A 12,896-nucleotide genomic window follows, 5' to 3' on the forward strand; every position below is an offset into this window, starting at 1 on the left:
GAGAACTAGCAACAGCCCCGCTCAGCCAGCCGCTTCAGCAACCGGACCCGCTGCCCCTCGTCGGTCGCGAGGCCCAGCGCCGTCCATGCCATGGCGAGCCCACCGTCCAGGACGGCGAGGTCGGCGCTCGCGGTCGTGCCGTATCGCGTGAAATCGGGGTTGTGCATGATCGCGTCGCCGCAGTCGTAGCCGATCATGGGGTGGATGGACGGCACGGCCTGCGAGACGTTGCCCATGTCCGTCGACCCGCCGCGCAGCCGGGGGTCGCGCGGCGGCACGGTGCGGCCGAGGTCGCCCGCCGCCTCGCGGTACAGCGCGCACATGTCCAGGTCCTGCCGCAGATCGGCGTAGTCGTTGCCGACTGTTTCGAGCGCCAGCTCGGCGCCCGTCGCCAGTGCCCCTGCCTCGAAACAGGCGCGCACCCGGGCCTGGAGCTCCCGCAGTTCGTCGATCGTCTCGGCGCGGCAGTCGTAGTCCGCGGTCGTACGGCCGGGGATGACGTTGGGTGCCTCGCCGCCGGAGGTCACGATGCCGGAGACGACCGTGCCGGGCGTCATCTGCTGCCGGTAGGCGCTGATCGCGACCTGCGCGATCATCATCGCGTCGGCGGCGTTCACCCCGCGGTGCGGCATCGCCGCCGCGTGCGCCGTACGGCCGGTGTACGCGACCTTCCAGCTGCTGATGGCGAGCGAGGTCATACCGATGGCGTCGGTGGGCGCGGCGTGTGCCATCATCGCCGCCGCCACGTCGTCGAAGGCCCCTTCGCGCAGCATGTCGGCCTTGCCGCCGCCGTACTCCTCGGCGGGCGTGCCGAGGAGTTTGACGGTGACGCCGATGTCGTCGGCGACGGAGGCGAGCGCGAGGGCGGCGGCGGTGGCGGCGGCGCCGTTGACGTTGTGGCCGCAGGCGTGGCCGATGCCGGGCAGCGCGTCGTACTCGGCGCAGATCCCTATGACCAGGTCCCCGGAGCCGGCGGTCGCGGTGAAGGCGGTCGGCAGGCCGCACACGCCTCGTTCGACCGCGAAGCCCGCGCCCTCGACCAGGTCGGCGATCTTCCTGGCGGACCGGTGCTCCTCGTAGGCGAGTTCCGGTTCGGCGTGCAGGCTGTGGCTGAGCGCGAGGACCTGGTCCTGCGCGCGGGTGACGGTGTCGCGGCAGCGTTCCTTCAGCTGGGCGCTGGTCACAGGGCCTCCTTCGCGGGGCGGCGGTAGAGCAGGGAGACGAGCGCGCCCGCCAGGGACACGGCGGCGCAGATCGCCCAGGCGTGGGTGTAGGCGGTGACGGCGGGCAGCGACCTGCCCGCCACGGTCTCGGCGGCGAAGACGGAGAGCACCACGGCGGCGCCTAGCGAGCCGCCGACGTTGATGAGGAGTTCGTTGATGCCGGAGCCCACCGAGGTCTGGTCGTGCGGTACGGCCTCGACGGCGAGGGTCCGGGTGGAGTGCTGGAGCAGCCCGCTGCCGAGACCGACGACGGCGGTGCAGGTCAGGTAGGGCACGAGGCTGCTGTGCGAGACGTACACGGCGAGGTTTCCGGCAGCCATCAGCAGCGACCCCGCGAACAGGGTCCGCCGGTCGGAGAGCCGTGCGGCGACGGCGGGCGCGACCAGGGCGCCGAGCACGAGCGCCAGCATGTTCGGCAGCAGCGCGAACGCGGTGGCCAGCGGCGTGAGCCCGAGCCCGTAGCCCGCCTCGGCGCGTGAGGTGCTCAGGAACACCGGGTTGGCGACCAGCAGGCCGAGCATGCAGGAGCTGAAGGTCAGGGTGACGACCGCGACCACGACGACGTTGCGCCGCCGGAACAGGCGCACGTCCATGACGGGCGCCGCGGTCCGCAGCTCGACCAGCACCCACACCGCCGTCACCAGCACACCGCCGGCCAGACAGCACAGGTTCCTCGCCGAGGTCCACTCCCAGCCGGGCGCGCCGCCCTGCCCGAGCCCCAGCGTGATGGCGACGAGCCCCACGCACAGCAGCCCGGCGCCGAGCCAGTCCGCGGAGCCGCCCGGCCGTTCCTCGGTCTCCGGCAGCAGCGGCCAGGTCACCGCCAGGGCGAGGCCCACCGCGGCGGCGGGCACCCACAGCGCGGCGGTCGGGGCCGCCACGTACTCGGCGATGAGGCCGCTGCTCACCGTGCCCAGTGCGAGCCCGCCGACCAGCGCCGCCACCATGAAGCTGATGCCGCGCCGGCTCTCGGCGGCGGTGCGCCGGTTGCGCAGGATGCCGACGAGCAGCGGGAAGAACCCGGCGAACGCGCCTTGGAGCACCTGTCCCGCGAGCAGCAGCCCGAACGACCGGCTCAGCCCCACCAGGACCGAGCCCATCAGCACGATGCCCAGGTTCCAGCGCAGCACGCGACGGTGGCCGTGCAGATCGCCCAGGCGGGACAGGATGGGCGTGAAGGCGACGCTGGAGAGCAGGTTCGCGATGCTGATCCAGTTCAGCTCGGCGACGCTCACGTGCAGGGTGGTGGTGAGCCCCTTCAGCAGCGGGCCCAGAAAGCCCTGGGTGATGCCGCTGGACAGCTCCACCAGGACCAGGGAGACGATCACCGCGGCGACCGGGGTCGGGCGGAGGGCGGGTCTCGCGGGCGAAGGGGCGAGGATCGGGGTGTCGTTCATGGAAGCCGCACCTGTTCACGGAAAGTGGCTGGCGGAAAGTGCCACTCAAGGTCGCCCGAACGGCTTAGTCTCGGCAATGACTCCCCGAATATTCAGTGGAAACGAGCATTTGAGAGGTGATCGTTGGCGGATTCAGGCAAGCCCAGCGAAGCGGTTCCGTCGGCCCTGGACACGCTGGACCACGCCATCCTCCGGCTGCTGGCCCGCGACCCCAGGGCCGCCTGGGCGGATGTGGCGGGCCGCCTCGAGGTGCACGAGCGCACCGTCGCGCGCCGGCTGGACCGGCTCATCGGCTCCGGCCTGGTGCGGTTCACGGCGTTCCTGGTGCCCGAGTACCTGGGCGAGGGACTGGTCGTGGAGCTGGCGGTGCGCTGCGCGCCAGGGAAGTTGCACGCGGTGGCGCTCGCGCTCGCGCGCCGTCCGGACACCCGCTCCGTGGACGTGGCCACCGGCTCGCCCGAGGTGCTGGCCGAGGTCCTCGTGCCGGGCCCCGAGCAGCTCCTGACCACGGTGGACGGATCGATCGCCGGCATTCCCGGTGTCACCGACGTGCACACGGCGGTGGTCCTACGACTCCTGCTGACCGCCAACGACTGGGACCCGTACCGCCAGGAGCCCACGCCGTCCCGCCGTCGCGTCGCCGAGGGCGGCTCCCTGCCCGAGCCGCTGGTCATCGACGAACTCGACCGCCATCTGGTGGCTCTGCTCGAGCGGGACGCGCGCATCCCCATGGCCCGGCTCGCCCGCGAGCTGTGCGTGAGCGAGACCACGGCCCGGCGCAGGCTCGCCCGGCTCATGGACTCGCACGTGCTGCACCTGCGCCTGCACACCGAGCCCGGTGTGCTCGGCTTCCCCGTCGAGGCCCGCTTCCGGCTCTCCGTCGAACACCGCGCGCTGGACGCGGCCGTACGCCGCCTGGCCCGTGAATCCGACGTACGGCACCTGGTCATCACCACCGGCCGGGCGAACGTTCTCGGCTACTCCAGCCACCGCTCGGCCCAGGACGTGCACGACTTCACCACGCGGGTGTTCGCGGAGCTGGACGGAGTGACGGGGACGGAGGCGGCGCTGTTGCTGCGTTCGTACAAGAGAGCCGGGGTGGTCGTCTGACCGGCCCCGGAACCGGCCGCACGGCCCTACGCCCGCCCCTCCGGCCCCGTCGGCCAGACCACCGCCTGGGCGACGACGACGTTCTCGCCGTCGAAGGTGAGGGCCGGGCCTTCGTGGAGCCGGTAGCCGAGGTCGAGCGCCTCGCTCACGCGTCGGCAGAACGAGGCGTCGTCCGGGCCGGTCAGGACCCGGTAACGGGGCAGTCCGTCTGGTGGTGTGGTCATGGGGAAAGGGTCTCAGGCCGGCTCGACGGGCCCTCGGGCGGGCCGTTGAGGTCGACGAGCGGGCCAACGAGGTCGACGAGCAGGCCGTTGCGGTCGAGTGGGTGCCAGGTCCCGGGTCAGCCGAACATGCCCGGTTCGTAGTCGCCCGCGGGCTGCTGGACGATGACGTTCAGGCGGTTGTAGGCGTTGATCATGGCGATGAGGGTGACCAGGGCCGCCAGTTGGTCCTCGTCGTAGTGTTTGGCGGCGTTGGCCCAGGCCTCGTCGGTGACACCGCCCGCGGCGTCGGCGAGGCGGGTGCCCTGCTCCGCCAGTTCCAGGGCGGCGCGCTCGGCCTCGGTGAAGACCTTGGCCTCGCGCCAGGCGGCGACCATGTTGAGGCGTACGGCCGTCTCGCCGGCGTGGGCGGCGTCCTTGGTGTGCATGTCGAGGCAGAAGCCGCAGCCGTTGATCTGGCTGGCGCGGATCTTCACCAGTTCCTGGGTCGAGGCCGGGAGAGGCGAGTCCGACACGGTCTTGCCCGCGGCGTTGATCTGGCGGAGGAACTTGGCGGCGAGGGCGTTGCCGAAGAGGTTGAGACGGGCTTCCATCCTGGGCTCCTTGTGATGGTTCGTTCTGCTTCGTAATGCTTCGCTTGGTTTCGCTTACACACCTACGACGGAACCCGTCCACGATGTGTGACAGACCCGCCGGGGCAATTGATGTGACCTGCGTCTCACCATTCGACGGGGGCGGCAGGCCCCGTCGGTCCGCCGCCTGACGTGCGGGTTAGCCTGGTTTGTCCTATGAGTGCGGGAGGCAGCGATGGTCAGGGTTCCTGCGGCAGTGGTCGCCGCGAGTGGGCTCGTCGGTGGGTACGGCGTGGCCCGGTGGACCGGGAAGCGGGAGTTGGGCGGGGCCGTGCTGGCGGTCGCCGGGGCCGCGTCCGCGTGGCAGTGGCGGCAGCGGGCCGGCGGGAAGGCGGCAGGGGCGCTCACCGCCGCCTACGTCGCCGCCTTCGCCGGGTCGCATCCGCTGGCCAAGAAGGTGGGCGCCTGGCCGTCCGTGTTCACCGTCGCGGGCGCGGTCGCCCTTGCCTCCTGGGCCGTCGCCGACCGGCGGGACGCCCGCTAGGCCCCTGCCCCAGAGGGGTGGGCAGGGCCGCCGATCGTCCGCGCCGGGGGTGGTGGCGGGAATCCGTTGATCCCTGTCACTCTCGCCACTTCTTCAAGATCGGAGCGGTGTCTAGCGTCGGGGCGTGACCAAGTTCCTTCTCGCCGTGCACGTCCTGGCCGCGATCGTCGCCATCGGGCCCGTCACCGTCGCCGCCAGCATGTTTCCGCCCGCCGCGCGCCGGGCGCTGGCCTCGCCCGAGGACCCGCGGGCGGTGGAGACCGTGAGGCTGCTGCTGCGCATCTGCCGGGTCTACGCCGTCGTCGGGGTCGCCGTCCCGGTGTTCGGGTTCGCCACGGCCAAGAACATGGGCGTGCTCGGCGACACCTGGCTGATCGTGTCGATCGTCCTCACCGCGCTCGCCGCCGTCGTCCTCGTCGCGCTGGTGCTGCCCCGGCAGACCGCCATAGCCGAGGCCTTGGAGGAACGGCAGGTGGCAGAGGGCACCGACGGCGGGGACGGGGACGGCGGTGCCGCGACGACCACTACCGTCACCGCTCCCACGGCCGCCGCCCCCACCCTCACCTCCAGGGCCACCGTTCGGCTCGCCATGTTCACCGGCCAGTTCAACCTGCTGTGGGCCGCCGTGACGGTGCTGATGATCGTCAGGCCGGGCTCCACGACGGGAGCCTGACGGGCGGCGTCACGGCGGGCATAGGATCCCGCTCATGTATGAACAGGGGTTCGGGCAGCAGCAGTCGGGGGCGGGAGCCTACCTCGCCGCCCTGGAGGGCCGGCTGCGGGCCGACGGTTGCGGTACCCGGTGGGAGGACTGGCACGGGATGCCCGTGCTCGTGGGACGCCGTTCCGACTTCCGGATGCGCTGGATGGCCACGAATCTGCATCTGTTCACGGTGGCCGCGGCGGTCCCCGAGATCACCGTGGAGGCCATCAGGGGCTTCACCTACGGAGTCCTGAAGTACGCCAAGGACACCAAGGGCGGGCTGCCCGTGGGCCTCCAGACCGGGGTCGCCGCCTTCCCGGTCCTGGTCAGCGAGAACGTCGACCCCGCCGCCGTGCGGTGGGCGGAGGAGCAGCAGCGCAACGAGTTCGCCTGCATGGCGCGGCCGGTGGTGGTCGACAGCGGGCAGCGCTATGTGGGCATGTACCGCGGCAAGCCCGTCCTCGGCCGGGTCTACGCCTCCCACTTCATCGAGAAGGGCACGCGGTACTTCTACGGCGACTGATCCTCCGGCGCCGAGGCGGCCGACCAGTTCCTCCGATGAGGCCGGTGCGGCCGCCGGGGCGGCCGGCGGTGAGGCTCCGCCTGTGTGTCCGTACCGCGTTCACCTCGTCGTGCGTCAGGCTGTGGTGCCGGCGTGCGTGGCCTTGCGTCGGCGGACTACGTAGACCGCGCCGACACCGGTGCAGACCGCGAGGCCGCCGGCCAGGGCGAGGGCCGGGAGGGCGGAACCGGCGCCGGTCTCGGCCAGTCGGCCGTTCGTGTTCGTCCCGTTGGTGACAGTGACGGTGGCGGTAGGGGCCGGCGAGTTCTCGTTCTTGCCGCCCTGGGGCTCGGTCCCGGATTTGGTCCCGGGCTCGGTTCCGGGCTTCGTCCCGGGCTCGGTCTCCGGCGGGTTGCCTGTGTCGCTGCCGGCCGCATCGATGTTGAACTCGGAAAAGATGTCCTGGTAGGAGCGGCAGTAGGTGCCGTCTTCGAGGGCGTACCGGCCGTTGGTGACGATCTCGCCGATACCGGCCGGGGCGTCGCCGGCCACACTCATGCGCAGGTCCATGGTCAAGGACTCGTGGGCCGCGACATCAACGGTGGTGAAGATGCGGTATTCGTTCGAGATCATGTCAATGTCCGACCACTCCCCAGTGGCCGGGTCCTTGTACTGGAGGTTGAGGTACTTGTACTCGATCTTATGGGTCGCATAGTCGTATGTCTGGCCAGAGATGTGGAGTTCGACGTTCTTGAGGTCCTGATCGCTTCTGTTCGCCACGTGGTAGGTGAAGGCGTGGAACCCGCTGCCGGCGACGACCGTATTAGGGAATTCGCGTCCCACGTTGGCGAACAGCTCGTAGTTGCTGCCGTAGGGACCGCACCAGTTGCCGGTTGGCTCGTCCTCGCCCTTCGGGTCGTCTGAGCCAGGCTTGGAGGGGTCCGCGGCAGCGCTCTCCCCGTCCTTGCCCGCGCCGCCCTCACCAGCCGAGCCGCCCTGACCTTCTCCGGCCGAACCGTGCGCGCCGGTACCGGCCTTCTCGGCGCTGTCCTCGGCAGAGCCGGGCCCGCCCGGGCCGGTGCCGTCGTTCGTGCCACCAGTCGGGTTCGTGTCCCCCGCGGGCGGGGTCGAGTCCCCCGGAGGCGGGTTCGTGTCCCCCTCGGTCGAAGAGGGATCGTCCTCAGCGGCGGTGGTGACCGTCGCCGTGCTCGCAGGTGAGGCGTCGTCCGTCGCATACGCGCCCGGGGCCGCGAGAAGTACGGCCGGGGCCATGGCGGCCGTCGCCGCCGCGAGAGTCAGAGAACGACGGAACTTCATGTTCACCTCGGTGACATCAGTTATCAACGTGATGCATACATGACCACTCACCTCGGCAAAGGGTTGTGCAAGTCCGCGAGTTCCCGCCCCGCGTGGCGCTAAGTGGCCGTACCGGCTAGGGCAACGCCTCCGGTGTCTTCACCGCCGTCAGCGGTGTGGCGATGTCCTCCAGGGAGCGGCGTTCGGCCTTGACCGCGAGGAAGGCGGCGACCAGGCCCGCCGCGCACATCAGGGCGGCGCCGATCCGGAAGGCGAGGACCGTGTCGCCGACCCTGCCGGTGCTGGTGAGGTCGGCGAAGAGGAGCGGGCCGCTGATACCGCCGGCCGCGGTGCCGAGGGCGTAGAAGAAGGCGATGGACATCGCCCGGGTCTCCATCGGGAAGATCTCGGAGACCGTCAGATAGGCGCTGGAGGCGCCGGCCGAGGCGAAGAACAGCACCACGCACCAGCAGGCCGTCAGCGTGCCGGCGCTCAGCGTGCCGCGGCCGAACAGCCAGGCCGTGCCAAACAGGAGCAGGCCGGACAGCAGGTAGGTGGAGGAGATCATCACCCGGCGGCCGACCGTGTCGAAGAGGCGGCCCAGCAGCAGCGGGCCCAGGAAGTTGCCCGCCGCGATGACGGCGAAGTAGTAGCCGGTGTGGTCCGAGGGGACGTGGAAGAACTTGGTCAGGATCGCGCCGAAGCCGAAGGTGATGGCGTTGTAGAGGAAGGCCTGGCCGATGAAGAGGGAGAAGCCGAGGACGGCGCGCCTGCGGTAGTCGGCGAAGACCGTGCGGGCGATCTCGACGAAGCTCACGTTGCGGCGCTGGTGGATGGTGATCCGGCCGCGCGGCTCGGGCAGCGGCTCGTCCCGCTCGGATTCGATCCGGCGTTCGATATCGGTCACCACCTCCTCCGCCTCCCGGTCCCTGCCGTGGATCAGCAGCCAGCGCGGGCTCTCCGGGACGTGCCTGCGGACGAGGAGGATCACCAGGGCGAGGACCGCGCCGAGCGCGAACGTCAGCCGCCAGCCCAGGTCGGCGGCCAGGATGCCGGTGTTCAGGGCGAGGATCGACAGCAGGGATCCGCCGACGGCGCCCACCCAGAAGCTGCCGTTGATGATCAGGTCGACGCGCCCGCGGTAGGCGGCGGGGATCAGCTCGTCGATCGCGGAGTTGATGGCCGCGTACTCGCCGCCGATGCCGAAGCCGGTCAGGAAGCGGAAGAGGAAGAACCACCAGGCCTCGAAGGAGGCCGCGGTCAGGGCGGTGGCCGCCAGATACACCGCGAGGGTGATCATGAAGAGCTTCTTGCGGCCGTAGCGGTCGGTCAGGCGGCCCCAGAAGAGGGCGCCGACGCAGGCGCCCGCCACATAGAGGGCGGCCGCGGTACCCGTGACCTGTGCGGAGCTGATCGACAGGCCGCTGCCGGGCTCGGACAGGCGGCTGGCGATGTTGCCGACGACCGTGACCTCCAGACCGTCGAGGATCCACACGGTGCCGAGACCGACGACGATCGTCCAGTGCCAGCGCGACCACGGAAGGCGGTCCAGGCGGGCGGGGATGTCGGTGGTCACGGTACGGCCGGTCTCGGCCTCGGCGGTGGCCATGGGCTCCCTCCACGACGAGCGGAACGTCATGCGGGTTCCCCCGAACCGCGTGGATCACGCTCGGCGGACGGCCGATCGGCCCAGACCGCGCGCGACAGGCGGGAACGCGACGACAGGGCCCGGGTACCCGTCCCGTCCGCCGGCCGGGCCCTACGCCCCCATCGCCCGCGTCACCGCGTAGATCACCACTCCCGCCAGGGAGCCCACCACCGTGCCGTTGATGCGGATGAACTGGAGGTCGCGGCCGATGTGGGCCTCGATCTTGCGGGTGGTGTGCTCGGCGTCCCAGCCGGCGACGGTGTCGGTGATCAGGGAGGTGATCTCCTTGCGGTAGGTCGTCACCACGTAGACCGCCGCGCCCTCGACCCAGGAGTCGACCTTGCCCTGCGCCTTGGAGTCCTCGGCCATGCGGGCGCCCAGGGACAGCAGCGAGGCGCGGACCCGCAGGCGCAGCTCGCTGCGCTCGTCCTCGGCCGCCGCCACGATCATGGACCGTACGGCCGTCCAGGCGGAGGCGATCAGATCCTGGACCTCGCCGCGGCGCAGCACCTCGCCCTTGAGCCGCTCGATACGCGCGCGCGTGTCGGTGTCGGACTGGAGGTCGGAGGCGAAGTCGGTGAGGAAGCGGTCGAGCGCGCCGCGCGCCGGGTGCGAGGGCATGTCCCGCATCTCGGTGATGAAGCGCAGCAGCTCCTTGTAGACCCGCTCGCCGACCTTCCTGTCGACGAACCTCGGCGTCCAGCCGGGCGCGCCGCCCTGCACGGCGTCCATCACGGAGTCGCTGTGCAGCACCAGCCAGTCGTGCGCGCGGGAGACGACCAGGTCGACGACCCGCTTGTGGCCGCCGTCGGCGACGACCTTCTCCAGCAGCTTGCCGATGCCGGGCGCGATCTCCTGCGTGTTGGCTCTGCGGGTGATCGCCTCGCCGACGACGGCCTGGATGTCGGAGTCGCGCAGCACGGCCAGGGCGCCGCGCAGCGCGGTGGCCAGTTCCGCGGTCACCCGGTCCGCGTGCTCCGGCTGGGCGAGCCAGGCGCCGAGGCGGCTGCCGATGCCGACGGCGCGCAGCCGCTGCCGTACGACGTCCTCGGAGAGGAAGTTCTCGCCGACGAACTCGCCCAGCGAGATGCCGAGCTGGTCCTTCTTGGTCGGGATGATCGCGGTGTGCGGGATGGGCAGGCCGAGGGGGTGGCGGAAGAGGGCGGTGACCGCGAACCAGTCGGCCAGCGCGCCGACCATGCCGGCCTCGGCAGCCGCGGCGACGTACGCCGTCCAGGTGCCTGCGCCCGCGTGCTCCCCCCACTTGGCGAGCACGTACACCACGGCGACGAACAGCAGCATCCCGGTGGCGGTCAGCTTCATGCGACGCACCCCGCGGCGCCGTTCCTCGTCGGCGGGGCTGAACACGGTCATCGAGCGCTGGGAGACGGCGTCCGCCGTTCCCCGGCCGGCCTGTGTCGTTTGTTCCATCCACTCCACCTGTTCGGTGATCCCGCGCACCATTGTCCCTTCCTGACCGACTCCCGGAACGGAACAAGAGTTCCCGGCGTCTGTCCGGAGGGGGGTCGGCAGGATCCAGCCAATTCTCCCCGGGCTCATGACCCACCATGTGCCCATCAGATCGGATTGCCGGGGCTCCGGCCGGCGTCGCCCGAGGAGAGCATCACCCCCATGACCAGACGCCACGGTTACGCCCTACTGACCGCGATCGTCGCACTGATCGTCGTCGTTTCCGCCGCCATCTACGCCGGGATCGCCTCCGGCACCGGCCGCCTGGCCGACGCGCCGGCCACCGGCCGTGCGCCGGGCCATTCCGCCGCCCCGGCCTCCTCCGGCACCTGGGTCGCCACCTGGGCCACCTCCCCGGCCGCTGCCGAACCCGGCACGGCGCTCAACGGCATGGCGGGCCGCTCGGTGCGCAACGTGGTGCACACGAGCGTCGCCGGGACGAGTGCCCGGATCACGCTGTCCAATCTCTACGGCCAGGCGCCGCTGTACGTCACCCACGCCTCGATCGCCGTCGCCGCCGGTGACGCCACCGCGGCCGCCGCCACGCGCACCATGCGGCGGCTCACCTTCGCCGGCGCCCCCTCGGTCGTCGTACCGGCCGGCGGGCACGTGATGAGCGACTCCGTGCGCATCGCCGTACCGCGGGGCGGCGACGTCCTGGTCACCACCTACTCCCCCACTCCGTCGGGCCCGGTCACCTACCACCCGTACGCCCGCCAGATCTCCTACGTCGCCCAGGGCGACCGCACCGAGGACGTGACCGGAGCGCCGTACACGGAGCGGACGACGGTCTGGCGTTATCTGACCGCGCTGGACGTGCTGAGCGACGAGGCCGAGGGGACGGTCGTCGCCCTCGGTGACTCGATCACCGACGGCGTCACCTCCACCGTCGGCGCCGATCGCCGCTGGACCGACGTCCTGTCCGGCCGGCTGTGGGCGGCGGTCGAGGAGGACCGGGACGTGCCGCGCTACAGCGTCGTCAACGAGGGCATCAGCGGCAACCAGGTGCTGACCGACGGGCTAGGGCGGCCCTCGGACAACCCCAGCGGGCTGAGCCGGTTCGAGCGGGACGTGCTGGACCGGACCGGTGCCAAGGTCGTCGTCATCGAGCTCGGCGTCAACGACATCCTGCGCAATCCGCGGCTGGCCGACCCGCAGCAGATCGCCGGCGGGCTGCGCACGCTGGTGACGCGGGCGCACGCGCGCGGGCTGATGGTCGTCGGGGCGACGCTGATGCCGTTCGAGGGGCACCGCGGGTACACGTCCGCGCGGGACGCGGTACGGCAGCAGGTCAACGCGGAGATCCGCAGCGGGCGGGTGTTCGACGCGGTGGTCGACTTCGACAAGGCGCTGCGAGACCCCTACGCTCCCCGGCGGCTGCGGGGCGAGTACGACTCCGGGGACCATCTGCATCCCAGTGACCTGGGGTACCGGGAGATGGCCAAGGTGTTCGAGCTGAGGCTGCTGAAGAAGGCGGGGCAGGCACAGCTGTAGGCCGCGCCGTGGCAGGGGTGCCGCGGCTACTCGAGCCTGCGGCGTTCCTCCTTGCGCTCCAGCTTCTCCTGGCGGCGCTGTTCCTTCAGGCGACGCCGTTCCGCTTCGGTGGGCTTCCGCCTGACACCCACGCCGCCCCAGAACGCCACGCCGGTCACGATCACGCGCGGGGCGCCCGGCTCGCTGTGCGCGCCGTCCTCGCGGTGGTCGAAGCCGCCCATGATGCCGATGCCGCGCACCACCACCTCGACGCCGGGCGGCACGATCACATCCACACCGCCCATGATCGCCACGCAGTTGATCACGACCTCGTGGTCGGCGAAGTTGGCGTCGCGCAGGTCGATGCTGCCGCCGCCCCAGAAGGTGAAGCAGTCGAATCGCTTGGGCACGGTCCAGCGCCCCTTGCGCTCGAACCCGCCCATGATGGCGACGGCCCACGACGAGGACCCCTCGCCGCCGACCACCCGCGACGCCCAACTGCCGTCCTGTACAGGCTGCTTGACCATGCTCACCGCCGGGGCGACCACCCCGGGCACGGGCAGGTCCCGGGTGAGCGGCGCGAGTTCGCCGTACGTGCGCGCCTGGTACGCCGCCTCCAGCCGTTCCTCGAACTCGGTCATGTCGAGCCGCCCCTCGGCGAGGGCGTCCCGCAGATGTTCGACGACTCGTTCACGATCGGCGTCGGAAGCGCGAAGCTCCGGCAGGTCCTCCGTCAT

At 71.2% G+C, this 12,896-nt stretch carries 13 protein-coding genes; 5 read left to right on the forward strand and 8 right to left on the reverse strand.

Translation table 11 applies throughout. The features are described 5' to 3' along the window. Positions 1-5 precede the first annotated feature (5 nt). A complete protein-coding gene (locus ACIQFZ_RS05795; RefSeq protein WP_402690698.1) occupies positions 6-1,184 on the reverse strand; it encodes a M20 family metallopeptidase in 1,179 nt (392 codons plus the stop codon). Continuing rightward, positions 1,181-2,620: an MFS transporter gene (locus ACIQFZ_RS05800; RefSeq protein ID WP_402690699.1), complete on the reverse strand. Its 1,440-nt coding sequence runs from the start codon at positions 2,618-2,620 to the stop codon at positions 1,181-1,183. The genes ACIQFZ_RS05795 and ACIQFZ_RS05800 overlap by 4 nt, the downstream gene beginning before the upstream one ends. 123 nt (positions 2,621-2,743) lie before the next feature. On the opposite strand from ACIQFZ_RS05800, the gene ACIQFZ_RS05805 reads away from it, so the two are divergent. Next, a complete protein-coding gene (locus tag ACIQFZ_RS05805; protein WP_402690700.1) occupies positions 2,744-3,730 on the forward strand; it encodes an Lrp/AsnC family transcriptional regulator in 987 nt (328 codons plus the stop codon). 26 nt (positions 3,731-3,756) lie between these two features. On the opposite strand, the gene ACIQFZ_RS05810 is transcribed toward ACIQFZ_RS05805, so the two are convergent. Further along, on the reverse strand, positions 3,757-3,954 hold the full coding sequence (locus tag ACIQFZ_RS05810) for a DUF1737 domain-containing protein (protein WP_365420154.1): 198 nt from the start codon (positions 3,952-3,954) through the stop codon (positions 3,757-3,759). A gap of 116 nt (positions 3,955-4,070) precedes the next feature. Further along, on the reverse strand, positions 4,071-4,544 hold the full coding sequence (locus tag ACIQFZ_RS05815) for a carboxymuconolactone decarboxylase family protein (protein WP_365420151.1): 474 nt from the start codon (positions 4,542-4,544) through the stop codon (positions 4,071-4,073). Between the two features lie 214 nt (positions 4,545-4,758). On the opposite strand from ACIQFZ_RS05815, the gene ACIQFZ_RS05820 reads away from it, so the two are divergent. The 3 genes from ACIQFZ_RS05820 (at position 4,759) to ACIQFZ_RS05830 (ending at position 6,293) form a co-directional block, all read left to right on the forward strand. After that, positions 4,759-5,067, forward strand: a complete 309-nt coding sequence (locus ACIQFZ_RS05820) for a hypothetical protein (protein WP_365773713.1) — start codon at positions 4,759-4,761, stop codon at positions 5,065-5,067. A gap of 124 nt (positions 5,068-5,191) precedes the next feature. Then, positions 5,192-5,740 (forward strand): DUF2269 family protein, encoded by a 549-nt coding sequence (locus tag ACIQFZ_RS05825; RefSeq protein WP_402690701.1) that lies wholly within the window; start codon positions 5,192-5,194, stop codon positions 5,738-5,740. A gap of 34 nt (positions 5,741-5,774) precedes the next feature. Beyond that, positions 5,775-6,293 carry a levansucrase gene (locus tag ACIQFZ_RS05830; protein WP_365420143.1) on the forward strand — a complete coding sequence of 173 codons (519 nt, stop codon included), beginning with the start codon at positions 5,775-5,777 and terminating at the stop codon, positions 6,291-6,293. Positions 6,294-6,407: 114 nt separating this feature from the next. Here the strand turns inward: ACIQFZ_RS05830 and ACIQFZ_RS05835 are convergent, their stop codons facing one another. The 3 genes from ACIQFZ_RS05835 to ACIQFZ_RS05845 form a co-directional block, all read right to left on the reverse strand. Continuing rightward, positions 6,408-7,589: a hypothetical protein gene (locus ACIQFZ_RS05835; protein ID WP_402690702.1), complete on the reverse strand. Its 1,182-nt coding sequence runs from the start codon at positions 7,587-7,589 to the stop codon at positions 6,408-6,410. Between the two features lie 115 nt (positions 7,590-7,704). After that, on the reverse strand, positions 7,705-9,177 hold the full coding sequence (locus tag ACIQFZ_RS05840; protein WP_402690703.1) for an MFS transporter: 1,473 nt from the start codon (positions 9,175-9,177) through the stop codon (positions 7,705-7,707). A gap of 150 nt (positions 9,178-9,327) precedes the next feature. After that, the gene (locus tag ACIQFZ_RS05845; RefSeq protein ID WP_365420134.1) at positions 9,328-10,647 is read right to left on the reverse strand and encodes a DUF445 domain-containing protein; all 1,320 of its coding nucleotides are present in this window, start codon (positions 10,645-10,647) and stop codon (positions 9,328-9,330) included. Positions 10,648-10,848: 201 nt separating this feature from the next. Between ACIQFZ_RS05845 and ACIQFZ_RS05850 the strand changes: the two genes are divergently transcribed. Then, entirely contained in the window at positions 10,849-12,180 is a 1,332-nt protein-coding gene (locus tag ACIQFZ_RS05850) for an SGNH/GDSL hydrolase family protein (RefSeq protein ID WP_402690704.1), read from the forward strand. A 26-nt stretch (positions 12,181-12,206) separates the two neighbouring features. On the opposite strand, the gene ACIQFZ_RS05855 is transcribed toward ACIQFZ_RS05850, so the two are convergent. Continuing rightward, on the reverse strand, positions 12,207-12,896 hold the full coding sequence (locus ACIQFZ_RS05855; RefSeq protein ID WP_376650839.1) for a DUF1707 domain-containing protein: 690 nt from the start codon (positions 12,894-12,896) through the stop codon (positions 12,207-12,209).

It is taken from the genome of Streptomyces sp. NPDC093064, from assembly GCF_044754605.1.
Lineage (GTDB): Bacteria > Actinomycetota > Actinomycetes > Streptomycetales > Streptomycetaceae > Streptomyces.